General features: G+C 69.0%; 26 protein-coding genes. 11 read left to right on the forward strand and 15 right to left on the reverse strand.

Translation table 11 applies throughout. From position 1 onward, the window contains the following. Nucleotides 1-39: 39 nt before the first annotated feature. On the forward strand, nt 40-1,233 hold the full coding sequence (locus tag QM714_RS08880; protein ID WP_415099590.1) for a CaiB/BaiF CoA transferase family protein: 1,194 nt from the start codon (nt 40-42) through the stop codon (nt 1,231-1,233). A gap of 193 nt (nt 1,234-1,426) precedes the next feature. Next, entirely contained in the window at nt 1,427-2,950 is a 1,524-nt protein-coding gene (locus QM714_RS08885; protein ID WP_415099592.1) for a M36 family metallopeptidase, read from the forward strand. Nucleotides 2,951-2,962: 12 nt separating this feature from the next. Here the strand turns inward: QM714_RS08885 and QM714_RS08890 are convergent, their stop codons facing one another. Both QM714_RS08890 and moeZ read right to left on the reverse strand, forming a co-directional pair. Beyond that, on the reverse strand, nt 2,963-3,634 hold the full coding sequence (locus QM714_RS08890) for a lysophospholipid acyltransferase family protein (protein ID WP_415099594.1): 672 nt from the start codon (nt 3,632-3,634) through the stop codon (nt 2,963-2,965). A 477-nt stretch (nt 3,635-4,111) separates the two neighbouring features. Then, nucleotides 4,112-5,326 (reverse strand): adenylyltransferase/sulfurtransferase MoeZ, encoded by a 1,215-nt coding sequence (moeZ, locus tag QM714_RS08895; protein ID WP_415099596.1) that lies wholly within the window; start codon nt 5,324-5,326, stop codon nt 4,112-4,114. A gap of 244 nt (nt 5,327-5,570) precedes the next feature. Between moeZ and QM714_RS08900 the strand changes: the two genes are divergently transcribed. From QM714_RS08900 to QM714_RS08910, 3 genes are all read left to right on the forward strand, one after another. Further along, nucleotides 5,571-6,158, forward strand: coding sequence for a TetR/AcrR family transcriptional regulator (locus QM714_RS08900; protein ID WP_415101030.1), 588 nt, complete (start codon nt 5,571-5,573; stop codon nt 6,156-6,158). A 90-nt stretch (nt 6,159-6,248) separates the two neighbouring features. Further along, nucleotides 6,249-6,470 (forward strand): DUF3107 domain-containing protein, encoded by a 222-nt coding sequence (locus QM714_RS08905; protein ID WP_415099598.1) that lies wholly within the window; start codon nt 6,249-6,251, stop codon nt 6,468-6,470. Nucleotides 6,471-6,486: 16 nt separating this feature from the next. Next, entirely contained in the window at nt 6,487-6,756 is a 270-nt protein-coding gene (locus QM714_RS08910) for a GlsB/YeaQ/YmgE family stress response membrane protein (protein WP_415099600.1), read from the forward strand. A 38-nt stretch (nt 6,757-6,794) separates the two neighbouring features. On the opposite strand, the gene QM714_RS08915 is transcribed toward QM714_RS08910, so the two are convergent. Then, nucleotides 6,795-7,499 (reverse strand): ferritin-like fold-containing protein, encoded by a 705-nt coding sequence (locus QM714_RS08915; RefSeq protein ID WP_415099601.1) that lies wholly within the window; start codon nt 7,497-7,499, stop codon nt 6,795-6,797. Nucleotides 7,500-7,564: 65 nt separating this feature from the next. On the opposite strand from QM714_RS08915, the gene QM714_RS08920 reads away from it, so the two are divergent. Then, nucleotides 7,565-9,109, forward strand: coding sequence for a DEAD/DEAH box helicase (locus QM714_RS08920; RefSeq protein ID WP_415099603.1), 1,545 nt, complete (start codon nt 7,565-7,567; stop codon nt 9,107-9,109). 470 nt (nt 9,110-9,579) lie between these two features. Here the strand turns inward: QM714_RS08920 and QM714_RS08925 are convergent, their stop codons facing one another. From QM714_RS08925 to QM714_RS08945, 5 genes are all read right to left on the reverse strand, one after another. Next, entirely contained in the window at nt 9,580-10,359 is a 780-nt protein-coding gene (locus QM714_RS08925) for a hypothetical protein (RefSeq protein ID WP_415099605.1), read from the reverse strand. Between the two features lie 21 nt (nt 10,360-10,380). Next, a complete protein-coding gene (locus QM714_RS08930; protein ID WP_415099607.1) occupies nt 10,381-10,629 on the reverse strand; it encodes a hypothetical protein in 249 nt (82 codons plus the stop codon). A 209-nt stretch (nt 10,630-10,838) separates the two neighbouring features. Beyond that, nucleotides 10,839-11,858, reverse strand: coding sequence for a hypothetical protein (locus QM714_RS08935; RefSeq protein WP_415099609.1), 1,020 nt, complete (start codon nt 11,856-11,858; stop codon nt 10,839-10,841). A gap of 200 nt (nt 11,859-12,058) precedes the next feature. Next, entirely contained in the window at nt 12,059-12,766 is a 708-nt protein-coding gene (locus tag QM714_RS08940; RefSeq protein WP_415099611.1) for a L,D-transpeptidase, read from the reverse strand. Between the two features lie 43 nt (nt 12,767-12,809). Beyond that, on the reverse strand, nt 12,810-13,616 hold the full coding sequence (locus QM714_RS08945) for a ParA family protein (protein ID WP_415099613.1): 807 nt from the start codon (nt 13,614-13,616) through the stop codon (nt 12,810-12,812). A 61-nt stretch (nt 13,617-13,677) separates the two neighbouring features. Between QM714_RS08945 and QM714_RS08950 the strand changes: the two genes are divergently transcribed. Beyond that, the gene (locus tag QM714_RS08950) at nt 13,678-14,460 is read left to right on the forward strand and encodes an SDR family NAD(P)-dependent oxidoreductase (RefSeq protein ID WP_415099615.1); all 783 of its coding nucleotides are present in this window, start codon (nt 13,678-13,680) and stop codon (nt 14,458-14,460) included. 47 nt (nt 14,461-14,507) lie between these two features. Here QM714_RS08950 and QM714_RS08955 read toward each other — a convergent pair whose 3' ends face one another. The 4 genes from QM714_RS08955 to QM714_RS08970 form a co-directional block, all read right to left on the reverse strand. Then, a complete protein-coding gene (locus QM714_RS08955; RefSeq protein WP_415099617.1) occupies nt 14,508-15,386 on the reverse strand; it encodes a PHP domain-containing protein in 879 nt (292 codons plus the stop codon). Nucleotides 15,387-15,618: 232 nt separating this feature from the next. Beyond that, a complete protein-coding gene (locus tag QM714_RS08960; RefSeq protein WP_415099619.1) occupies nt 15,619-16,269 on the reverse strand; it encodes a DUF6758 family protein in 651 nt (216 codons plus the stop codon). A 49-nt stretch (nt 16,270-16,318) separates the two neighbouring features. Beyond that, nucleotides 16,319-16,852 (reverse strand): MaoC family dehydratase, encoded by a 534-nt coding sequence (locus QM714_RS08965; protein WP_415099621.1) that lies wholly within the window; start codon nt 16,850-16,852, stop codon nt 16,319-16,321. A 38-nt stretch (nt 16,853-16,890) separates the two neighbouring features. After that, nucleotides 16,891-18,093: an acyl-CoA dehydrogenase family protein gene (locus QM714_RS08970; RefSeq protein ID WP_415099623.1), complete on the reverse strand. Its 1,203-nt coding sequence runs from the start codon at nt 18,091-18,093 to the stop codon at nt 16,891-16,893. 127 nt (nt 18,094-18,220) lie between these two features. Between QM714_RS08970 and QM714_RS08975 the strand changes: the two genes are divergently transcribed. Genes QM714_RS08975 through QM714_RS08990 form a run of 4 tightly spaced genes read left to right on the forward strand, consistent with a single transcriptional unit; the run spans nt 18,221 to nt 21,608 of the window. Beyond that, nucleotides 18,221-19,492 (forward strand): magnesium transporter MgtE N-terminal domain-containing protein, encoded by a 1,272-nt coding sequence (locus QM714_RS08975; protein ID WP_415099625.1) that lies wholly within the window; start codon nt 18,221-18,223, stop codon nt 19,490-19,492. Next, nucleotides 19,492-20,040 carry a DUF1003 domain-containing protein gene (locus QM714_RS08980; protein WP_415099627.1) on the forward strand — a complete coding sequence of 183 codons (549 nt, stop codon included), beginning with the start codon at nt 19,492-19,494 and terminating at the stop codon, nt 20,038-20,040. The genes QM714_RS08975 and QM714_RS08980 overlap by 1 nt, the downstream gene beginning before the upstream one ends. Before the next feature lie 25 nt (nt 20,041-20,065). Next, nucleotides 20,066-21,226, forward strand: a complete 1,161-nt coding sequence (locus tag QM714_RS08985) for an Mrp/NBP35 family ATP-binding protein (RefSeq protein ID WP_415099629.1) — start codon at nt 20,066-20,068, stop codon at nt 21,224-21,226. Nucleotides 21,227-21,278: 52 nt separating this feature from the next. Further along, entirely contained in the window at nt 21,279-21,608 is a 330-nt protein-coding gene (locus QM714_RS08990; RefSeq protein WP_415099631.1) for a sec-independent translocase, read from the forward strand. Between the two features lie 9 nt (nt 21,609-21,617). On the opposite strand, the gene QM714_RS08995 is transcribed toward QM714_RS08990, so the two are convergent. The 3 genes from QM714_RS08995 to QM714_RS09005 form a co-directional block, all read right to left on the reverse strand. Then, the gene (locus tag QM714_RS08995; RefSeq protein ID WP_415099633.1) at nt 21,618-22,292 is read right to left on the reverse strand and encodes a hypothetical protein; all 675 of its coding nucleotides are present in this window, start codon (nt 22,290-22,292) and stop codon (nt 21,618-21,620) included. Between the two features lie 12 nt (nt 22,293-22,304). Then, nucleotides 22,305-22,910, reverse strand: coding sequence for a hypothetical protein (locus tag QM714_RS09000; RefSeq protein ID WP_415099635.1), 606 nt, complete (start codon nt 22,908-22,910; stop codon nt 22,305-22,307). A gap of 109 nt (nt 22,911-23,019) precedes the next feature. Continuing rightward, nucleotides 23,020-23,373, reverse strand: coding sequence for a hypothetical protein (locus tag QM714_RS09005; protein WP_415099637.1), 354 nt, complete (start codon nt 23,371-23,373; stop codon nt 23,020-23,022). Nucleotides 23,374-24,303 lie beyond the last annotated feature (930 nt).

Below are 24,303 nucleotides of genomic sequence, written 5' to 3' on the forward strand. Positions count from 1 at the left end.
TCAATACGGGGGCCGATACGGGGCCAGTACGGTCGGCGTGTGGAGGACACGACACAGCAAGCCGATGGACCGCTGACCGACGTGCTGGTGGTCGACCTGACCAGGGCGCTGGCGGGGCCGCAGGCCGCGATGATGCTCGGCGACCTCGGCGCCCGGGTGATCAAGGTCGAGAGCCCGACCGGTGACGACACCCGGGCCTGGGGTCCGCCCTGGGCTGGAGACGCCGACGGCGAGACCGGACGGGGGCGCGACTCGACCTACTTCATGGCCGCCAACCGCAACAAGGAGTCGATCGTCCTCGACCTCAAGGAAGCTGACGACCTCGATCTGCTCACCCAGCTGCTCCGTCGCGCCGACGTGCTGCTGGAGAACTTCCGGATCGGCGTGCTCGATCGGATCGGCCTCACCGAGGAGGGGCTGCACGCGATCAACCCACGCCTCGTGATCGGCCGCATCACCGGCTTCGGCCACGACGGCCCGGAGGCGCATCGGGCCGGCTACGACCAGATCGCGCAGGGCGAGGGCGGCCTGATGAGCGTGACCGGTGTCGACCTGCCGACCAAGGTCGGTGTCCCGGTCGCGGACCTCGCGGCGGGGATGAACCTGGCCTACGGCGTGGTGGCCGCGCTCTACGAGCGCGAGCGCACCGGGCGTGGTCGGGTGGTGCGCACCTCGCTGCTGGCCAGCGTGGTCGGCCTGCACGCCTTCCAAGGCACCCGGTGGACCATCGCCGGCGAGGTGCCGGGGCTGTCGGGGTCCCACCACCCCGCCATCGCGCCATACGGCCTGTTCCGCACCGCTACCGCCCCCGTCCAGGTGGCGGTGGGCTCCGAAGGCATCTGGCGCAGCTTCGCTGTCGCCGTCGGTCTCGATCCCGACGACGTCAGATTCCGCACCAACCGCGAGCGCGTCGCCACCGGCCCAGAGCTGATCGAGGCGATCGAGCGGATCTTTGCCACCGCTCCCGCCGAGCACTGGCTGGACCTGCTGCTCGCCGCCGGCGTCCCCGCCGGCAAGGTGCGCTCCGTCGACGACGTCTACGACTGGGCACAGACCCGGTCCCAGGGACTGCTGATGGAGCTGACCCATCCGACGTACGGCGACCTGGTCGTGCCCGGCTCCCCCTTGCGGTTCGACGACCAGCCCCACTCCGGCGGCCGCTCTCGCAACGACCCGCCACCCCTGCTCGACGAGCACGGCGCAGCGCTCCGGGCCTGGCTGGCGGACCAGTAGGCCGCGGTCTCGGGTATTCGGGGATGCTTGGGCTGCTCCTCTACGCTGAGCGTCGGCCCCGGCATTCGGCTCTGGACGTCGGTCGGCCCCACCCAGCCCAACCAGACCCAGCGCAACCAGACCCAGCGGAACCACACCCAGGCGAAGGGGACCTATGTCTCAGCGGACCATCTCTCGGGGCAGCATCCGCGTCTTGACCACCGCCCTCGCGGCCGGAGCTGTCCTGTTCGCGGGCCAGGCGGCGGCGCCAGCGACGGCCGCCCTCCCAGCGAGCGGGCTCGCCACCCAGGACACGGCCTCGGTGCCGGACGGACTGCGCGAGGTGCAGAGCCTGTCCTCCCTGCTGGGGGTGCACACCTGGTATCAGCAGGTCTCCGACGGCCATCCGGTCGTGGGTGGGTGGTATGTCCTGCATCGCGACTTCGACGGGACCAGCACCGCCGACGACGGCCGGGTCCCGGACTCCCGCCTGCAGGTCCCCGCCAGTGTGGACAGCGACGACTTCATCAGCGCCCGACGCGCCGTCACGGCCGCGACCGAGGCAGCCCCAGAGCTGACCGACGACAAGCAGTCCGCCGAGGCCGACGAGCCGACACCAGCAGAGACCGAGAGCACCCCAGCGGACGCGGACACCGAGTCTGCAGAGTCCGAGGGCGTGTGGATCCTGCCGGCCACCTCCTCACGACCGGCCCGATACGTCTACTCGGTGCTGACCGTGAGCGGGCGCGGGTCGGCCTACCACTACGTCGACGCGGTGACCGCCCGCGTGCTGTCCACCGACAAGATCTCCCAGCACGCCCGGGCCAAGGGCCGGGTGCTGGACCCCAATCCGGTCGTCAAGCTGCAGGACGAGAGCCTGCGCGACAAGCGGAACAGCAAGGCCGCGCTGCCGAAGCGCGCCTACACCGAGGTCCGGTTGCGCCACCTGCGGGGCAAGAGCCTCACCGGCAAGTGGGTCACGATCATCAACAAGGACGCTCCGGTGAGCAAGAAGCACCGGTTCATGTACTTCCGCAACGACGCTCGGTTCGAGATGGTCAACGCCTACCAGGCCGTCGACCGCGCGCAGACCTACCTGCACAAGCTCGGATTCAAGCACGTCAACGCCGAGTCCCAGAAGGTCAAGACCAACGCCTTCGCCGACGACAACTCCTTCTACGAGCCGGGCCGCGACCGGATCCTGTTCGGCTCCGGAGGCGTCGACGACGCCGAGGACATGGAGGTCATCTGGCACGAGTATGGCCACGCCATCCAGGACGCCCAGGTGCCCGGCTTCGGCGCGAGCCTGCAGGCCGGCTCGATCGGCGAGGGCTTCGGTGACTACTGGGCCGTGACGATGAGCCAGGCCAACAGCCCGGACACGACCACCACGCCGCTGCCCTGCGTCGCCGACTGGGACGCCACCTCCTACACCACCGACAAGCCGCACTGCCTGCGTCGGACCGACACCGACAAGATCTTCCCCGACGACATCGTCCACGAGGTCCACAGTGACGGCGAGATCTGGTCTCGCGCGCTGTGGGACATCAACCAGGCGCTGGGCCGCAAGGCCGCCAACATGGTGATTATCGAGGCGCAGTTCGACTTCACCCCGAAGATCGGGTTCAAGGTGGCCGCCGAGCGCACCGTCGAGACCGCTCAGGCGTTGTACGGCGACACCGCGGCCGCCTCGGTCCGCCAGGCGTTCGTGGACCGAGGGATCCTGGCCGACGCCTAGCCGCAAAGGGGTCTAGATTTCGAGGGGCCGGTCGTTGTAGACGCCGGCGTACTCCTGACCGCTCAGTTCGCGGATGGTGGCAATGATCTCGTCGGTGGCCTCACGTCGGGCCCGACCGGTGGGCAGCTTGTCGTAGCGGCCGGCGAAGTCGATCGGCGGGCCGAAGGACACCGTGACCTTGACCAGTCGCGGCAGGTTGGAGCCCACCGGCTGTAGGTGCTCGGTGCCGATCAGGCCGACCGGCACCACCGGCACGCCGGCGGTCAGGGCGAGGTGGGCGACGCCGGTCCGGCCGCGGTAGAGCCGGCCGTCTCGGGAGCGGGTGCCCTCGGGGTAGATGCCGAACGCACCTCCGTCGGCCAGCACGCCCAGCGCGGTGTCCAGACTGTCCAGCGCCGACTTGGTGTCGTCGCGGTCGACCGGCAGCATGCCGAGGCTCTCGAACCAGGCCTTGCTCAGGGCTCCTTTGATGCCGGTGCCGGTGAAGTAGTCGGCCTTGGCCAAGAAGGCGACGCGACGCGGCACGATCGAGGGGATCACCACGCTGTCGGCGAAGCTGAGGTGGTTGCTGGCCAAGATCACCGGCCCCGTGCGCGGCACGTTGTCCAGCCCTCGCACGGTCGGACGCCAGATGGCCTTGAGCACCGGGGGCACGACCGCATGCATGAGGCTGTAGAGCTGCATGGTTCATTGTCGCGCCGCCGATCGGCGGACGGCATGCCGGTCCGAAATAGGTGAAGGGCCCTCATAGGTATGAGCTACAAGGGCCCTTCTGGTGACCGGATCATGGTGACGCCTCCGGCCGATCACTCGTCCACTCCGACCCCGGCGAGGTCGTCACCCTCTCGCCGCCTCAAGGCGAACCCTGAGGTCTGGATCCTCGTCTCCGAGCCATCCCGCCTCCCCCGAAGGGGCTGCGTGAGGAAAGTTCTATGCCCCCGACGGGACCTCGCGCAAGGGGGTAGCGCCAACTATTTCGAGCAGTTCTCCCCTACCGGCGTGTCGTCCACAACGCCGTCGTCATCATCCACAACAGGCGCCCCATTTCCACAGCCGAGGGGCCCGGCTGTGGACGACTATGGTCGCTGGGCTCGAACTCCTTCTCCGGGCCTGCGCCGTGCTCCGGAATCCATCCCCGGAGCGTGGGGTCGGCGAGGAGGATCAGTACGACGGCTGGCTGGGGTCGATCTGGTTGACCCAGGCGACCACGCCGCCACCGACGTGGACGGCGTCGGAGTAGCCGGCTCCCTTGAGGATCGCGAGCACTTCGGCCGAGCGGACGCCCGACTTGCAGTGCAGGACTACCTGCTGACCGGCGTCCACGCTCGGCAGGTCGGCCAGCGCGTTGCCGTTGATGAACTCGCCCTTGGGGATCAGCACGGAGCCGGGGATCCGGTTGATCTCGAACTCGTTGAGCTCACGGACGTCGACGAGAACGAAGTCGCGCTCACCGTTCTCGCGCTCCTTGAGCATGTGCTCAAGCGTGGTGACCGAGATGGTGGACCCGGCGGCCGCCTCGGCGGCGCTCTGCGACACCGCGCCACAGAAGGTCTCGTAGTCGATCAGGCCGGTGACCGTCGGGTGCTCGCCGCACAGCGCGCAGTTCGGATCCTTGCGCACCCGAAGCTTGCGCCACTCCAGCTCAAGGGCGTCGTAGATGACCAGCTTGCCGATCGCGGGGTCACCGATGCCGGCGAGCAGCTTGATGGCCTCGTTGACCTGGATCGAGCCGATCGCGGCGCACAGCACGCCCAACACGCCGCCCTCGGCGCAGGAGGGCACCATCCCGGGCGGTGGCGGCTCCGGGTAGAGGCAGCGGTAGCACGGGGCGTCCTCGGCGAGCGTCGGCGCGAAGACCGAGGCCTGTCCGTCGAAGCGGTAGATCGAGCCCCAGACGTAGGGGATGCCGAGGAAGTACGCCGCGTCGTTGACCATGTAGCGGGTGGCGAAGTTGTCGGTCCCGTCGACGATGAGGTCGTAGCCCTCGAACACCGACATCACGTTGTCGTTGTCGAGGCGCTCCTCGTGCAGCACCACCTCGACCAGCGGGTTGACCTCCAGGATCGAGTCCCGGGCGGACGCGGCCTTGGACCGGCCGACGTCGGACTGGCCGTGGATGACTTGGCGCTGCAGATTGGACTCGTCGACCTCGTCGAACTCCGCGATGCCGATCGTGCCCACGCCGGCGGCAGCGAGGTAGAGCAAGGCGGGACTGCCGAGGCCGCCCGCGCCGATCACCAGCACCTTGGCGTTCTTGAGCCGCTTCTGCCCGGTCATGCCGACGTCGGGGATGATCAGGTGGCGGCTGTAGCGGCGCACCTCGTCGACGGTCAGCTCGGCGGCTGGCTCCACCAGCGGGGGAAGCTCACGACTCAAACTCCTGGACAGGCCGGTAGGCGGGTTTCGCAGACGGTTTCGGATGGGTCAACACCTGCGACGCCTGCCATGTTCCCGGCCCGTCGGCGCCGCCACCTCGCAGGTCCGCGATCCGGACCCGCGTGGGTGCCGGGGGTAGGCTGCCGTGCGCCGTGGGCGACGCGCCCGCAAGGCGGCACGGAGTGAGGAGCAACAGGTGACCGCAGGTCGGTACGACGAGGACGTCCGTCCTCGTGGCGGCCGGATGCCCCGTCAGGAGCGTCGGGCCCAACTCCTGCAGTCGGCGTTGGAGGTGTTCGCCGCGCAGGGCTACCACGCGGCTGCGATGGACGACATCGCCGACCGGGCCGGCGTCTCCAAGCCGGTGCTCTATCAGCATTTCCCGGGGAAGCTGGATCTCTACCTGGCCCTGCTCGACGCCTCCTGCGACACCGTCATCGACCAGTGCCGGAAGGCCTTGGCGAGCACGACGGACAACAAGCAGCGGGTGGCCGCGACGATGGCGGCCTTCTACGAGTACGTCGCCAGCGACACCGGCGCCTTCCGTCTGGTCTTCGAGTCCGACCTGACCAACGAGCCGGCCGTGCGCGAGCATGTCGACCGGGTCACCGCCCAGTGCGCGGACATGATCGCCGCGGTGATCCACGAGGACACCGGACTCCCCCAGGAGGCCTCCCGCCTGCTCGCGGTGTCCCTGGTGGGAATGGGTCAGGTGAGTGCGCGGTTCTGGCTGGCCGAGCGCAGCGGCATCCCGCGCGCGGACGCGGCCGCCCTGGTCGCCGGGCTCGCGTGGCGGGGCATCCGGGGCTACCCGCTCACCGACGAGCACTGACCAGCACCGACCACACCAGCCCCGGCCAGCACAGCACCGGACCAACGAGACTGCATCAGGAACGAGACTGCATCAGGAAAGAGGGACGACGTGGAGGTCAAGATCGGCGTACAGAACGCCGCACGGGAGTTGATCTTGGAGACCAGCGGATCGGTCGAGGACATCGAGAAGCAGATCGCCGAGGCGATCAGCTCCGGCGGTGTGCTCGGTCTCAGCGACACCAAAGGGCGCCGGATCGTGGTGCCCGCCGAGAGGCTGGCCTACATTGAGATCGGCGGCGGCGTGGCCGGACAGGTCGGCTTCCGACACTAATTCGGAAAGGAACCTCATGATCAGCGCAATCTTGTGGGCACTCATCGGCGGCACCATCATCGGCTTCCTCGGCAAGTGGGTGGCCCCGGGCGACCGGGACAACGTCCCGCTGTGGCTCACCATCATCTGCGGCATCGGCGGCGTGTTGATCGGCACCTGGCTCTACAGCCTCTTCTTCAACCCGCACACCAACGGCATCGACTGGTGGCGACACATCTGGCAGGTCGCCGTGGCGGCGGTCCTGGTCGTCGTCGCAGCGGGCGTCACCGGCCGCTCGAAGAGCTAGCGACCTAGGCTCGGCCTGGATCCGGCGCCAGAGGCGTCTCAGGCGTCCAGGCCGAGTTTGGTCATCCGGTCGGCATGCCGCTCGGTGAGCCGGGTGAACATCTGTCCGATGGCCAGCAGGTCCATGCCTGGGCGGCCGACGCCGCCGGCCAGCAGCAGGGTGAGTGAGTCGCGATCGGCGGCCACCCGCTGTGCCTGGGTGAGCGCCTCCCCCATCAGTCGCCTGCCCCACAGCGCGAGCCGCCCACCAAGTCGCGGGTCGGCGACGATGCCTGCTCGCACCCGGTCGACCACGAACTCCGCGTGCCCCGAGTCGGCGAGAGACGCCACGATGACGTCCCGCGTCTCGTGGTCGAGTTGGGCCGCGATCTCCCGATAGAAGTCCCTGGCGAGCCCGTCACCGACGTACGCCTTGACCAGGCCTTCGTACCAATCGGCCGGGCTGGTGTGGACATGGAAGTCGTCCAGGGCGGTCCGGAAGGGCGCCATCGCCTCCGCCGGATCGCTGCCCAGGGCTCGGATCCGCTCCTCCAGGGCGGCCAGATGGCTGAACTCCGCGGCGGCCATGGCCGCCATGGCGAGCTTGTCGTCCAAAGTCGGCGCGAGCCGGGCATCCTCCGCTAGGCGGTCGAAGGCGGCGAGCTCGCCGTAGCCGATCACGCCCAGCAGGTCGACGACCGCCTCGCGGTAGAGCGGGTCGCCCATCGGATCGGCAGCCGGCGCGCCGTCCGGCGATTCCGTCATGCTGGCACCCTACCGATAGACTGACCAGGTTCGAGCGCCGCTCCCCCGCTGCCAACAGCGAGGTGATGCGGGACTCGTCAGCATGTGCGCGGCAGACGCCAACGCTTCGTGGAGTCCGCCGCACGTTCGGAACCTACGAAAGCGACAAGATCATCACTACCTTCCGTGAGCTCGGGGTGCTCCCCGAGATCTGCGACGCGCTCGAGCGCGCCAACATCACCACGCCCTTCCCGATCCAGGAGATGACCCTGTCGGTGGCCCTGATGGGCACCGACCTGATCGGCCAGGCCCGCACCGGCACCGGCAAGACGCTGGCCTTCGGCATCCCCGTGCTGCAGCGCAGTGTCGCGCCGCACGACCCCGACTACGCAGAGCTGCCCCAGGGCAAGCCGCAGGCGCTCGTCGTGGCGCCGACCCGCGAGCTCGCCCTGCAGGTCTCCGGCGACCTGACCCTCGCCGGCGCCGATCGGGGCGTGCGCGTGCTGACCGTCTACGGCGGCGTCGGCTACGAGCCGCAGCTGGACGCCCTCGCCTCCGGCGTCGATGTCGTGGTCGGGACGCCCGGTCGGCTCATCGACCTGGCCAACCGCAAGGCCCTCGACATCTCCCACGTGCACGCCCTGGTGCTCGACGAGGCCGACGAGATGCTGGACCTGGGCTTCCTGCCCGACGTCGAGCGGCTGATCTCGATGACCCCCGAGACCCGGCAGACCATGCTGTTCTCGGCGACCATGCCGGCCGCGATCGTCTCCCTGGCCCGCACCCACATGCGGCACCCGATGAACATCCGGGCCGAGTCCTCCGCCGACAGCCAGACGGTGCCGGCGACCGCGCAGTTCATCTACCAGGCACACGACCTCGACAAGCCGGAGATCGTGGCCCGCATCCTGCAGGCCGACGACTCCGAGAAGATCATCGTCTTCACCCGCACCAAGCGGCAGGCCCAGCGGATCGCCGACGACCTGGCCGAGCGCGGCTTCAAGGCCTCTCCGCTGCACGGTGACATGGCCCAGGTGGCCCGCGAGCGCGCCCTGACCCGCTTCCGCGAGGACAAGCTGCGCGCCCTGGTGGCGACCGACGTGGCGGCCCGCGGGATCGACGTCCAGGGTGTCTCCCACGTCATCAACTACACCTGCCCCGAGGACGAGAAGACCTACGTGCACCGGATCGGCCGCACCGGCCGGGCCGGCGCCACCGGCACCGCGGTCACCTTCGTGGACTGGGCCGATCTGACCCGGTGGAAGGTGATCAACAAGGCGCTGGACCTGCCGTTCGACGAGCCGCAGGAGACCTACTCGACCTCCGAGCATCTCTTCCACGACCTCGGCATCGCCCCGGGCACCAAGGGACGCATCGTCCCCGAGCGCCCTGCGCAGGCCGAGAAGGAGCGTGCTCCGCGCGAGCGCCCAGCCCGCGACCGGAGCCGTCAGCGCACCCGCAGTCGCAGCGGGCGCCCCGTCCCCGACTCCGCCGAGACCGCACCCGCCGCCGGTCCCGCTTCCGCCGGGGCCGCGGACGCCCCCGCCTCCTCCCCGCGGCCGAACCGCAACCGTCGCCGCCGTCGCCGCGGTGGCTCCGGCAACCAGGCGCCCGCCGAGTCCGCCAACTGAGCCGCGTCTCCCGCGGTCTTCTTGCATCTGCCGCGGTCTTGTCGTGGCAAAGTGCCCGGTATACCGGGCCCCAACCCACCACAGCACCGCGGGAGACGGGTCAGAGCCACCACAGCACCGCGGCAGACGGGCCGGGATTGCGGTTTCGGACCAATCGATGCACCCGTCCCCAGGACCGACGCCTACCTGGCCCCAGGGGTCACACGGGTCGCTGCTTCACCAAGATAAGTGGATGAAGCGTCACCTCTCACGGCGCATATGCAATGAGAAGTGCAGGCCCACCCAGATACCTTGATGAAGCAGCGACAGGAGTGACCACAGGCGGCCAGCAACCCGGACAGCGACGTCGACCACCCGGAACCTCTCCCGTCGCTGCCCTGTCGGACGTAACCCAGGGCGATCAGCAACCCGGAGACCGCGCCGACATCCGGACTGCCTCTCCGGTAGTCGACCACACCCCCGGACTGCCCCTATTCGCCCTCGTCTTCGTAGTCCGGGGGCAGGTTGGCCACGTCTTGGCCTCTGGCGGAGCTCTCGCCGTAGGTGCTGACGACGCGGTCGGCGATCCGTGTGCAGCTGCCGTCGGGGATCGTGCACAGGAACGGGACGGGGTCCAGATCGGCGGTCAACTCGGCTCCCTCGTCGAGGGTCTCTCCGGTGCCTTCTTCCTTGACCTCGGGCCGCAGGCTTTCGGCAGTGCCTTGGACGATCAGTTGGTCGGTGGCCGCCCATTCGAAGCTTGCTTGGTGGAAGTGGTCCTCCGGCAACCCGCGGAGGGGCACCCGTTTGCCGTCGGGGACGCTCACCACTCGGAAGTTGTCGGGCTCGGAGAGCGCTGCATAGGAACCATCGTGGTTGAAGAGCCCGTAGTAGTCCCCAAAGAGCTTGAAGCCGGTCGAGCCGTCGGCCAGAGCGAGCCGGGTCCAGCCCTCGCTCGAGGTGATGATCGCGCCGACGCCTTGTCGATAGGCGGTGACCTCCTCCACGTCTCGGATACCCACCCGGTGGCCCGAGACCCAGTCCTCGCTCGACGCGTCCAGCATCCTCGCCACCGTGTCGGTGGGGGTCGGAGTGACGAACGCGGAGTCACCGTCGACGGCCGACAGGTCGCCGTGATTGGGGGCGGGGACGGAGACGATCTCTTTGCCGGTGATCGTGTCGAAGCCCTTGAGGGTCGTGTCTTTGTCAGTGCTTGGCCCCGTGCTCCAGTAGACCCGGCTGTCGTGCACCCCGGCCAGGGGGATGCCCACGACGTTGTCACCGATCTGCGTCTACTCTCCCGTGGTGGTGAGCATCCACACCTCGGCCGCCTGCCCGGTGTGCTGCAGCTCGAAGATTCCCGCGTTCTTGGTCGCGGTCATCGAGAGCACGTCGGTGTACGGCGTGTCCTCGCGGTCGTCCTCGGCGAACGGGAACTCGACCATGTGCGCGCCGTAGGCGAGCCGCCACATGGGTGGATTGGCCTCGCGATCGAGCACACCGTAGGGCAGCCCGAGCGCGCCCCAATCCTCCTCGCCCACCCCCGACGCCGGCGAGGACTCGACCGCAAGGGACTGTTTCGAACCCGGCTCAGTCGCCGCGGTGCCACATCCCGCTGCCGCACCCGTCGCCCCACCGAGGACCAGCACGACGGCGGCGAGCCGGCGAACGTCGGTTGCCGCACACCTAGACAGCCCGGACCGGCCGAAGAGTCGACGCAGTTTGGATCCTGACGTCCGATGGGCCGCCGTCAACCGCCTGGTCGTGGTGGGAATCCAGCACCGAGGTAGGGGTCGTCTGGCGTCCAGCCAAGGTCCTCGGCCTGGGCAGCCACCGAGTCCCAGTGCGACCGTGCCTGGCTGATCTGATCGCCATGGGCAGCCTCAAAGCCAGCCACCGCCTCCGTGACCTCGTCGGCCAGCTCGGCACGCACGTCCTTGCGACAGTTCCAGTCCGCATCCACGAACTCCTGCTCCGTCACCAGGTAGGCGTCCCACTCGGGCGTGGACGCCTCGTCGCCCAGCGGCACCGTCCCAACCGGCATCAGACTTGCTAGCTGGTCGGTGAACTCGTCGACGGAGTCGAAGCCGCTTCCCTCCAAGATTCCGGTCTCGGCGATGCAGGCGTCATAGTCGCGCGGGTCGCCGCCGGCGACAAGGACCGGGGCGAGCGCCTCGGCCCACTCATGCTCCAGCCGCGACACCACGGGCGGGTCTCGGTAGCCTTCGACGGTGCTGTCGCTGGCAGCGGGGTTCGCCTCCCCGCAAACCATTTCGGCGTCGGCCTCCTCCCCCACGGCGTTGACCGCGTTCTCTGCCAACTCGGTCCGTTGACCGATCTCGCCGTTGATCACCGTCTGCGAGAAGTAGCCGTCCCGACGTCCACCTGCCCAGAAGGAATACAGCAGCCCATCCTTGAACACCGGCGGCGGAGAGATCGACTCCTGCCACGGCCGCGGATATCCGGCGGCCTCCATGCACTCGCTATAGCCACCGTTGAGCGCGTACGCCACGAGCACCTCCGCGGCCTGGTGCTCGTCGTTGCTTCCCGCCCAGGAGACGTAGGCGTCCCAGGCCTCCGCCGCCCAAGGCTCCAGACCTTCAGGTGCTCCGCCGGTTGCCGAGCCGACCCTAGCCACTCCCGACTCAACAGAGCGACCAGGACTGCCCGCCGACTCTCGGATGGCCGCAACGCCGACCACCATTGCCACCGCAGCGGCAACTACCAGCGGAACAGCCGCCTTCTGCCAGGTCCCCGTTCCCTCGCTCATCACACGCACTTCCCCCCCGCCGGTCCCACTGCCGGCCCAGGCTGGGCAGACCGGAAGGAGCATGACCAGAGAGATCGAAGCCAGAAGGCCACACGCATCCGAAGACGCACAACTGCAGTGGATCGTCCCGAACACCTCATCGGCAGATGGTGCCGGTGGTTCAGTCGGGTCGGCTTAACAAAGTGACAATAATCCGGGGCCTAGGCTGTGACCACAACGGTGTCACCGAGCTGGGCGAAGTCCCACATCGCCAGGGCGTCGGGCTCGCGCTGCCGGATGCAGCCGTGTGAGAGCGGGGTGCCGAGCTGGGCGAGGGTCTGCACCGGAGCGCCGTCCTTCTCGGGGATGGAGTGGAAGCCGATGGCCGCCCCACTCGATCCTCGGGTGAAGCGGACGAACCAGTGCATCGTGGAGCCGTCCACGCCGACGGCGTCCTCCGAGCGGGAGTAGACCTGATAGGTGCCCGGGTCGAGGTTGTCGAAGGTGCTCCCCGAGACCGGATAGCTGCGCAGCACGCTGCCGTCGTCGTCGACCAGCCAGACCTGCTGCTCGCTCTCGCTGAACACCGCCCGACGACCGGCGCCGGAGTCCGCTGGCACCGGCGGGGCGGCCGACGGCGGCGAAGGCTGGGGAGACGGGCTCGCCTCCTGCTCACCGGCCTCCGATGCCTTGGCACCCGTGCCGGTGGTCGCTCCCTTGTCGTCGGCGGCCTCCTTGCCGGCAGCGCCATCGCTCGCATCTCCGGACGGCACTGTCCCGTCGACATCAGAGGGCGCCGTGGCCGACGTAGAACGATCGGAGGAGGCGGCGGATGCCCGAGAGCCGCTGCCCTGCCCGAGCGGGATGATGCCGAGACCACCAAGAACAGCAATCAGGGTGATCACCAGCGAGGTGCTCGCAACGGCCATCCGACCGTAGCGCGGCTCCACTTCCCGCCGATGATTGCCCATCTCAGCCGCCCGCGCGACGCTTCGCCGGTCGCTTCGGCTTGGGGCGGCGCGCCCGGAGCGCCAGATTGGCCGCCACCTCACGGTAGGCCTGAGCACCCTTGCTCGACCGGCTCGTGCGCATGATCGACCGACCGGCCGCGGGTGCCTCGGCGAACCGGATCGTCTTCGGAATCGGTGGCTCGATCACCTCGAGGTCGTAGGTATCGGCGATCGTGTCGAGCACTCGCCGGGCGTGGTTGGTGCGGCCGTCGTACAACGTGGGCAGCACCCCCCACACCTCGAGCTTGCGGTTGGTGAAGCGACGCACGTCGTGGACGGTGTCGAGGAGCTGACCGACGCCTCGGTGGGACAGCGTCTCGCACTGCAGCGGGATCAGCACTCCCTGCGCAGCGGTGAGGGCGGCCACGGTCAGCACTCCCAGCGAGGGCGGACAGTCCAGCAGGATCCAGTCGTAGCCGGCGTCGTCGAGGTCCTCCAGCGCCGCCTTGATGGCCTGCTCGCGGCCGGTCCGGGTCAGCAGGTCCGCCTCGGCGCGGGCCAGCTCGATGGTGGCCGGCAGCAGATCCACGCCGTCCTCGGTCTCGACCAGCACTTCGGTTGCCGGCATCCCCTTGGTGAGCACCTCGTAGATGGAGATCTCGAGATCCTCCGGGTCGATGCCCAACGAGAAGGTCAGGCACGCCTGCGGATCGAGGTCGACGAGCAGCACCCGCTGACCCTCCTCGGCGAGGGCGGCGCCGATCGAGGCGACGGAGGTGGTCTTGGCGACTCCGCCCTTCTGGTTGGCGACGGCGAGGATGGTGGTCATCGCCTCCCATCATGCCGGACCCGGCGTGCCGATCCCGCGCCGACACTGCTTTCCTGGTGCCATGGCCTCGACCAAGCTCAGCGACCTCGGCACGGCACTGATCACCGGTGCGACCTCGGGAATCGGCCACGAGTTCGCCCGCCAGCTCGCCTCCCGCGGACACGACCTGATCCTGGTCGCACGCGACCGCGAGCGACTGGACGCGGTCGCGGCCGACCTCGGCTCGACGTACGGCGTCTCGGTCGAGGTGCTGCCCGCGGACCTGGCCGATCGAGACCAGCTGCTGCTCGTCGAGCAGCGGCTGGCCGAGGACGATCGGCCCGTCGACCTCCTGGTCAACAACGCGGGCTTCGGCCTGAAGAAGCGCTTCTTGGACTCCGACATCGCCGACGAGCAGGCGATGATCGACGTCCTCGTCACCGCGGTGATGCGGCTCTCCCATGCGGCGCTGGGCGCGATGGCGGCCCGCGGGAAGGGCGGCCTGATCAACGTCTCCAGTGTCGCGTCGTTCCTGCCCTGCGGCACCTACTCCGCCGCCAAGGCGTGGGTGACCAGCTTCGGCCAGTGGGCCGCCAACGAGTATCGCTCCCAGGGCATCACCGTGCTCACCTTGTGCCCGGGGTTCACCCGCACCGAGTTCCACAGCCGGATGGGCGTGCGTCGCCAATCCGCTCCGGACCTGCTCTGGCTCGAGTCGGACTTCCTGGTCGAGCGCAGCCTGGCCGACTTCGACAAGGGCCGCGAGCTGTCCATCCCCGGCGGGCAGTACAAGGTGATCACCTCGGCCGCCCGGGTCATCCCCCGCCGGGCGCTGCAGACCTACCAGTCCATCGGTCGCCGCTGACCCGCACGGCCCCGTCGATACGGCTCCCCCGATCAAGCCAGTCGAGATCACTCCACGACGACGTGCGGGGTGACCCGGCCCGAGGCAGCGGCGGCCGCGTCGGCGAGTGCGATCAGTCGCTCGAACTCCTCGACCTCGGTGGTGTGGCAGCCGAGCTCGTGGTTCACCTTGCCGGTCCCGTGGAAGTCGCTGGAGCCGGTGGCTACCAGCTCCAGCTCTCGGGCGATCGCCCGCAAGCGCTCCCGGTCGGCTGGAGAGTGGTCCTGGTGGTCGACCTCGACACCGGCCAACCCGACCTGCCGTAGCCGGGCCAGCCCCTCCTCGCTCAGCACCGAGGGGTCCTGCCGACCCCACGGGTGCGCGATCACCGCCACCCCTCCGGCAGCGGTCACCAAGCCGATCATGTCCTCCAGGTCGGCGGCATACCGCTGGACGTACGCCGGCCGGCCCGGGTTGAGCAGCTCCCGGAACGCGGCGGCGCGGTCGGACACCACGCCCGCCTCCACCAGCGCATCGGCGATGTGTGGGCGACCGGTGGCCCGCGCATGCGGCGCCACCCGGCGCACGTCGGCGACGTCGATGTCGATGCCCAGCCCCCGCAGGCGCTCCAGGATGGCCGGCACCCGCGAGCTGCGACCGTCGAGGATCTTGCCGAGCGCCTCGACCAGCGGCGGATAGGTCGGGTCGACCAGGTAGCCCAACAGGTGGACTCCGCGGCCCCCGAAGCGGGTGCTGATCTCCAACCCGCGCACCAGTGAGATGCCGGTCTCCAGCGCGGCCGCCTCCGCCGTCGCCCACCCCGCCGCCGTGTCGTGGTCGGTCAGTCCGACGACGTCGAGCCCCGCCGCCGCTGCCGCCCGCACCACCTCGCCCGGTGCCATCGTCCCATCGCTCACATCGGAATGCGTGTGGAGGTCGATGCGCACCGGAGCAGCCTACGGCCGCTCTCCATCTCCCTTAGGAGGCGGCTCGCCGCGGCCCCGCAGAGGCGGCCCGCCGGGGAAGGCCGGACGCGGCGGTCGGGCCGGGAGGGGCCCCCGCAGGGCGTGGATGGGACTGGCCCCCCGGAGCGAGCGCCAGCGAGCGGAGGGGTGGTTGCCCAAGGGGGCCCCTCTCGGCACGGACGCCGCGGCAGGCCGCCTTCACCGGCTCGCCGCCTCACCAGGTCGGCGCCGGGCCGCCGAAGGTGACCTCGACCAGGGCGGGGCCGAGGCGGGAGAGGTCGTGGAGCTGCCACTCGTCGTGCAGTAGCAACAGGGCAGAGGCGGGACGGAGGACCAGCCAGAGCCAGCGACCGAACGCCTCCCCGACCAGCACCGTCCGGTCGACCGGGTCGGTGGGGACGTCGGGAGCCGACTCCACCAGCGAGACCAGCCACAGCGGCACCGGTTGACCCTCGACCCGCATCTTCGTCACGGGCACCCCGACGCCCACCTCCGCGCCCGGATAGCTCACCGGCAGGCCCGCGTAGCACGCACCCAGCCCAGTGCCCGGCTCCTCGGTCACCACGACCAGGTCGACCGGGCCGTCGAGCTCACTCACCCCGGAGCACGCCGCCGCAACCGCAAGCGCCGAGCCCGGCCCGTCGGTCACCACGGCGAAGTCACTGATCCGCCAGCCGGGACTCATCGGCCAGGGCAGATAGGTCGCCATCGCCCCCGCCGAGCGCAAGTGCTCGCCGAAGTCGTCGTACGACGCCTCGGTGGTCCGCCAGCACGGCGTCGTCGACCCGTGCACGGCACAGGTCGACGCGTCGTCCAGCGGGGCAGACGACGCGCGGCAGTGCAGGCAGAGAGGCACCAGCGCCATGCCACGAGAGTGGCGGTCTATCCGGCTACCGTCAACCCACTACCGCGGGTCAGGGAGCAGTCGGCCCCGGCCAGTTCTTGTCCGGCACGGGAACGGGACGGCCGGGCTGCTCACCGCCACGGGCGTCGAGGTAGTTCTGCTTGGGCACCATCACCTTGCGGCGGAAGATGCAGACGACCTTGCCGTCCTGGTTGTAGCCGATGGTCTCGACGTAGACCACGCCCCGGTCGTCCTTCGAGGTCGACTCCCACTTGTCCAGCACGGTCGTCTCGCCATAAAGCGTGTCCCCGTGGAAGGTCGGGGCGACGTGCCGCAGCGACTCGATCTCCAGGTTGGCGATCGCCTTGCCGGAGATGTCGGGCACGCTCATGCCGAGCAGCACCGAGTAGACGTAGTTGCCGACCACGACGTTCTTGCCGAACTGGGTGGTCTCCCCCGCGTAGTGCGCGTCCAGGTGCAGCGGGTGGTGGTTCATGGTGAGCAGACAGAACAGATGGTCGTCCGCCTCGGTGACCGTCTTGCCCGGCCAGTGCCGGTAGGTCGCCCCGACCTCGAACTCCTCATAGCTTCGGCCGAACTGCACGGGTGCTCCTCTCAACTGGGTACGACGGGGCCAGACGCCTAGCGGAGCTTGTACTCCTCGAGCATCCGCCGACCGATGATCATCTTCTGGATGTCGGAGGTGCCCTCGCCGATGAGCATGAACGCGGCCTCGCGGTAGAGCCGCTCGATCTCGTACTCCTTGGAGTAGCCATAGCCGCCGTGGATCCGGAAGGACGCCTCGACCACCTCGTTGCAGTACTCCGAGGCCACCATCTTGGCCATCCCGGCCTCGACGTCGTTCCGCTCGCCGGAGTCCTTCATCCTGGCCGCGCGCACCATCATTGCGTGGGCGGTCTCGACCTTGGTGGCCATCTCGGCCAGCCGGAACAGCACCGCCTGGTGCTGGGCGATCGGCTTGCCGAAGGTCTCCCGCTGCTGGGCGTAGTCGATGCCGAGCTCGAACGCGCGGTTGGCGATGCCGCAGGCGCGGGCGGCCACGTTGACGCGGCCCACCTCGACACCGTCCATCATCTGGTAGAAGCCTTGCCCGATGGAGCCGCCGAGCAGCTGGTCGGCGGCGACCCGGTGCCGGTCGAAGATCATCTCGGTGGTGTCGATGCCCTTGTAGCCCATCTTGTCGATCTTCCCGGGGACGGTGACCCCGGGCGCGACCTCGCCGAACCCGGGCTCCTTCTCGACCAGGAAGGTCGACATCTTCTTGTAGACCGACGCACCCTCGTCGACTCCCTCGTCGGTGCGGGCGAGCACCGCGACCAGGTTGGCGGAGCCACCGTTGGTCAGCCACATCTTCTGTCCGGTGATCTCGTAGCCACCGTCGACCGCGACGGCCTTGGTCTTCACCGCCGACACGTCCGAGCCGAGCGCGGGCTCGGACATCGAGAAGGCGCCCCGGACCTCGCCGGTCGCCATCCGCGGGAGATACCGACGCTTCTGCTCCTCGGTGCCGTGCTGCATGAGCATGTAGGCCACGATGAAGTGGGTGTTGATGACGCCGGAGACGCTCATCCAGCCGCGCGCGATCTCCTCCACGCAGAGGGCGTAGGTGAGCAGCGACTCGCCGAGGCCGTCGTACTCCTCGGGGATGGTCAGCCCGAAGATGCCCAGCTCCTTGAGCCCCTCCACGATCTCGGTGGGGTATTCGTCGGCGTGCTCGAGCTCGGTCGCCACCGGGATGATCTTGTCCTCGACGAACTGGCGCACCGCCTTGAGGATCTCGGTCTGGTCCTCGGTGAGTCCGTCGGTCTGGCACAAGCGACCCATGGAGTGTCCTTTCTGGCAGGCGGGGAGCGGCACAAGTATTGCCCTCGGGGACCGGCTCGGCGACGATGTGTGACGAATCTGGCCCCAGGTAGTTCGTCCGAGGTCGCCCGGGCAGTAGCGTGGCGCGGTGACCACTGCACCGTCCCGCGTCTTCGTCGCGCGCCTGGTCGGCCTGCCGGTCTTCGACCCGCGAGGCGACCTGGTGGGCAAGGTGCGCGACACGGTGGTCATGCTGCGCACCGACAGCAGCCAGCCGCGCGTGCTCGGCCTGGTCGCGGAGGTGTTCGGACGGCGCCGGATCTTCTTGCCGATGACCCGGGTCACCCACATCGACAGTGGTCAGGTCTACACCACCGGCCTGATCAACATGCGGCGCTTCGAGCAGCGACCGACCGAGACGCTGGTGATGGGTCAGATCCTGGACCGGCGGGTGACCATCAAGGACTCCGGCACGGTCGGCGTGGTCATCGACGTCGCCATGGAGCAGGGTCGCACGCGGGACTGGATGCTCAGCCGGGTCGCAGTCCAGGAGCCGGGACACGGGCTGCGGCGGCGCGGGCAGACCCACGTCGCGGAGTGGGATGCGGTGGACGGATTGACTCGCCACGAGGACACCCAAGGCGCCACCCAACTGATCGCGGCACTGAACGAGATGCGTCCCGCGGACGCCGCCAGCACGCTGCACGACCTGCCGCCGGAGCGCCGCGCGGCCGTGGTGGCCGAGCTGGACGACGAGCGCCTTGCGGACGTGCTCGAAGAGCTGCCCGAGCGGGACCAGGTCGAGGTGCTCAGCTTCTTGGAGCCCGAGCGGGCAGCGGACATCTTGGAGGAGATGTCGGCCGACGACGCCGCCGACCTGATCGCGGATCTCCCACCCGACACCGCCGCGAGGCTGCTGGCGCTGATGGAGCCGGAGGACGCCGAGGACGTTCGCCGCCTGATGGTCTACGACGAGGAGACCGCGGGCGGCATGATGACGCCGGAGCCGGTGATCCTGCCGCCGGACGCGACGGTCGCCGAGGCGCTGGCCCACGTGCGCCGCGAGGAACTGCCGACCTCGCTGGCGGCCCAGGTCTACGTCTGCCGCCCACCGTTGGAGACGCCGACGGGCAAGCTCCTCGGCCTGGCCCACATCCAGCGGCTGCTGCGTGAGCCACCTTCGGAGCTGGTGGCCGGTGTGCTCGACAAGGAGACGACCTACATCCACGTCGACGCCACCATCTCCGAGGTGGCCGCCCACGTGGCCTACTACAACCTGACTGCCGCCCCCGTGGTCGACGACGAGGGCCGGCTGCTCGGCGTCGTCACCGTCGACGACCTGCTCGACCACATGCTGCCGGAGAACTGGCGCGACCACGCCGTCGAGAGATCGCGACCGGGTGAGGGGGCGACGGGCTGATGGCCGAGACCCGCACCAGCCGGAGCAACCGGCTGGACACCCCCCGCGACACCCGCCGCCTCGTGCTGCCCCGGCCCAATCCGGAGTCCGACGCGGTCGGCATCTTCGCCGAGAGCTTCGCCCGCTACATGGGCACCGCGCGGTTCCTGTTCTGGATGACCGTCGTCGTGCTGGTCTGGATCGGATGGAACACGCTGGTCCCCGAGCACCTGCGCTTCGACCACTACCCGTTCATCTTCTTGACGCTGATGCTGAGCCTGCAGGCGTCGTACGCCGCTCCGCTGATCCTGCTCGCGCAGAACCGTCAGGAGGACCGCGACCGGGTGATCGCCGAGCAGGATCGCCAGGCCAACGCCCGAGCGCACGCCGACATGGAGTTCCTGGCCCGCGAGGTGGCCTCGCTGCGGATGTCGGTCGGTGACATGGCCACCCGCGACTTCCTGCGCTCCGAGCTGCGCAGCCTGCTCGGCGATCTCGAAGAGCGCCTCGAGACGGTGCAGCCGTCGACCCCGACCCCCGAGCCCGAGGATGCCGCCGACGGCGGATGACCGGCCCCCGATTACCCTTGGCCACATGACCACCCCCTCGTTGGAGCAGGTGAACGCTGCGCTCGCGCGCGTGCAGGACCCCGAGATCAAGCGCCCGATCACCGAGCTGGGCATGGTCGAATCGGTGGAGGTCACAGGCGACGGCGAGGTCACCCTGACCGTGCTCTTGACGGTGGCCGGCTGCCCGCTGCGGGACACGATCCGACGCGACGTGACAGCGGCGGTCGGCGCCGTGCCCGGCGTCACCGGTGTCGACCTCACTCTCGGTGTGATGAGCAGTGAGCAGCGCAGTGAGCTGCAGCAGACCCTGCGCGGCGGCCAGGCGCAGCGCGAGATCCCTTTCGCCCAGACCGGCTCGCTGACCCGCGTGCTGGCCGTCGCCAGCGGCAAGGGGGGTGTCGGCAAGTCCTCGGTCACGGTGAACCTCGCCCTCGCGCTCGCCGCACGGGGCCGATCGGTCGGTCTGATCGACGCCGACATCTACGGTCACTCGGTGCCCGCCATGCTGGGCGTCGCGGACTCGCGGCCTACCCAGGTCGACGAGATGATCATGCCGGTGCCGACGCCGTCCGGCGTCTCGGTCATCTCCATCGGGATGCTCAAGCCCCGCCGCGACCAGGTGGTCGCCTGGCGTGGCCCGATGCTGGATCGGGCCCTGGTGCAGATGCTCGCCGATGTCTACTGGGGCGACCTCGACGTGCTGCTGCTCGACCTGCCGCCCGGCACCGGCGACATCGCGCTCTCCCTCGGCCAGCACCTGCCCAACGCCGAGGTGATCGTCGTCACCACCCCGCAGGAGGCGGCCGCTGAGGTCGCCGAGCGGGCCGGCACGATGGCCTCGATGATGCACCAGCGCGTGGTCGGCGTCATCGAGAACATGAGCTACCTCCCTTGCCCGCACTGCGGGCCTGAGCATCGGCTCGAGGTCTTCGGGTCCGGTGGTGGCCAGCGGGTCGCCGCGACGCTGGCCGACCGGTTCGGCTATGACGTCCCGCTGCTCGGCGAGATCCCCCTCGACATCGGCCTGCGTGAGGGTGGTGACGCCGGCACCCCGATCGTGGTGGCCGATCCTGCGTCGGCATCCGCGACAGCCCTGGTGTCGATCGCTGCGACCCTCGACGGCCGCGGCCGGGGGCTCGCGGGCATGCAGCTCGGTCTCACCCCCACCAGCCAGATGGGTGGGTAGGCAACGGTGCCCCCGCAGCTCGCCCATGGCACCATCGACTAGGTTCTGACGCATGTTCGGCGTGGGCCTGCCCGAGTTGGCGGTGATCATCTTCGTCGCCATCCTGGTCGGTGGACCGGACAAGCTGCCCCGGCTCGCGAAGCAGGCCGGCCGCTTCGTCCGGCAGCTTCGCGGCTTCGCCAATCAGGCCCGCGACGAGCTGCGCGACCAACTCGGCCCCGACTACGCCGACCTCGAGCTGCGCGACCTCGACCCCCGCACCATCGTGCGCAAGCAGATCATGGAGGCGATGGAGGACGAGGACGACGATCCTCGCCCGTCCCGCCGCCAGCGCAGCCTCGCCCCCGGCGAGCTGCCGCCATACGACGTCGACGCGACCTAGTTGCCTCCGTCACCCTGTGACGAGGTCCAGTCGCAGCTCGAACGCATAGGTCTCCACGGCTGCTCTCAGCACCCCGTCCGCGAGAGCCTTGTTGAACCGAGGCCGCCCCGGCAGCGCGTCGACGGCTGGCTCCCACAGCGCCGCGGCTCGCGCGGCGGGGAGGTTCGACGGAGCGTAGAAGACTCCATCGATCGTGGCGCCGTATCGATCTGCGATGGCCCGCGCCCACCTCCGAGCATGTATCCGCGAGCCTGAGGAGATCGCGGCGTTGCCTCCCGACTCGGTGAGCCATTCAGAGTCGGCCAGATCAAGAAGTCGCAGCGGCCGGCTGAGCGTGAAGATGACAAGTTTCGGCGCACCGGCAACGAGGTTGACGGTGCCTTGGTCCCTGAAGACCTCCGCCAGGCAGGTCTTCAGGGCAGCCTGCTCCCGACCGGACGGGGACCGCCATCCGGGTGCGGCGTACATGACGCCGCGTTCCTGCACCCGACTCGGCGGCTGATGATGGTCGAATCGCCCGCGCAACGTCGGCCCGTAGTGGCGGAAGGTCCGCCAGGTCGCCGGATGGCTACCTTCGCTGAAGTAGACCCTCGCCAACGATGAACCAGCATCTAGCACCATGAGGTGACGTTCTTCGAGGTCGGCGAACTGCGCCGGCGCTGGGTGATCCAGTCGCTCGGTCAAGCCGCACCCGGCTCAGACTGCCAGCGAGAAGGCGGAGGCAACCAGGGCGGCCACCTGATCGGCGTCGCCTCCGCCTAGCAGCCACTCCTGCGGGGACACCGATTCATCATCCAACTCGAGGTCGACATGCGGTGTGGTGACGAAACGCTCGACAGCGCGCAGCGGAGCGCTAGGCGGGAACGCGGGCGCGACCCTGGACCAGCCGGGCAACTCATGACCGTCGGCGAACTGGAACTGTGGGACACGCCATCCACCCACTGTGTGCACACCGAGGAGCGTCCGCTCGACCAGTCGCTGGCGCACCCGACTCTCGGACTTGTGGAGCATCCCGGCGACCTCACGCACGCTGTGGGCGGTCGCGATCATTTGGTTGGCCGCGAGGACGGTCTCCACCGACGCCCGGCGCTCGGGCATCCGGGTGACCAGCGAACCGACCGCGCTGAGCGCGTCGATCTCCTCCTCGGCGAGGCTGGCCTCCGGATCCTCCGCGTCCGCCGGGGTCCGGTTCGCCACCGCCTCAAGATCGCTGACCAGCCGGTCCAAGAACTCCTCCGGGGCCTCTGGCGCCAGCCGTTCGGCGACCCAGACGAGGTCCAACACACGCGCATGTGTCGACATGGTCGGCTCCTTGGCTAGACCCGGCTGGCTCATGACGACACCCCCTCTGCCACCCCCATATTAGCGCAACCTCGCATCGCGAGGTTGCGCTAACTCACAAGCCGGTTGGTCAGCGCCCCTCTACGCAGGCGCGATAGAAGGCCTTCTCGGCCGGTGTTGCCCAACCGGGGAACGGCTTCACCTCATCGGCCGGGATCGGATGGTCGTACAGCTTGAGCGCGTAGCGCTGGCAGCGGGCGATCCGGGCTCCATTCTCGTCCGCCGCCTGCGGATCGCCAGAAGCCCGCTTCGCCGGCGGGGGCTCATGCAGAGCGAGCCCCAGGTCTCGATCGTCGGCCACGAACACATGGCTCTGCATCCACGGGACATTGACGACCACCATGGGCAGCAGGCCAAGGCAGATGCCGATGACCACAGCACCGAGGACAGAGACGCGGCGCTCTGTTTCACTGAAGGTCGCCATCACAGCTTGTGACCGCCCGGCAGGGCGCGAAGATCGCGAAGGCGATACCTGTCCCTCGCGGTGAATCTGCATTCTCGCTTGCCCCCGGGTCGCGATACGTGAATCTGTAACGTGGAGTTCCTGTGGACCAGCCACCCTGGAACACGCCAGTCTACTTCTTCATCTCGGAGACGGTGCCGTTCGACGAAGGCATCACCGTCAAGCCGAGCGGTGAGTCGCCAGACCCGGCCGGAGCCGCCGTCCAGACCCACGATCAGACGCTCATCGGCCGGGCGGGCTTCCCGTCCGGAAACAGCAAAGAGCTGAGATCTGCCCACACACCTAATCGCCACCAACGCAATGCGTGGAAGGACGTAGGCGCCGACCATGCACGCCTGATGTCGTCGAGCAGAATCCGATCGATGCACCCGAACGCTCACATCGCGTGCCCACCGCGGAACCCGACGTACCGCTCCCTCGGATCCGCTGACCTCGATCCGAGTTTGGCCAGTCCTGAACGGCTCATCTGGCTCGGTCCACTCCAGCAACCCAGACCAAGTGCTCTCGGGGCGCGCCATCCTCATCTGTACACCCACCCGCAGGGCCCCTGTAGATGGGCGCCGAACATGCAACCGGACTCGAGCATTGGAGCGAACGCACGTCGCCTCGATAGACGCCGACCGTGTCGCAGCATCGCGCGTTGTTGCGTGAGCCACCGGCGCCCATCCAAGAACCAGCAACGTCGCTGTTGCGACGATGCCCAACCGACGCCGTCTTGCAGCCATCAGGACGAATCCCCTCTTCGAGGGACCCGAAGCAACCACGCCGCAACCACGACACCAAGGCACGTGAGAGCAAGCCCGAAGAAGAGTCGCCAACGGCTGGCTCTCACGCAGGCGTGTTCCACTCCCGACATCAGTCCGTGAGCGAAGGCACCGGTGAGCGGGTCAA

The organism is Nocardioides sp. (assembly GCF_047602075.1).
Classification (GTDB): domain Bacteria; phylum Actinomycetota; class Actinomycetes; order Propionibacteriales; family Nocardioidaceae; genus Nocardioides.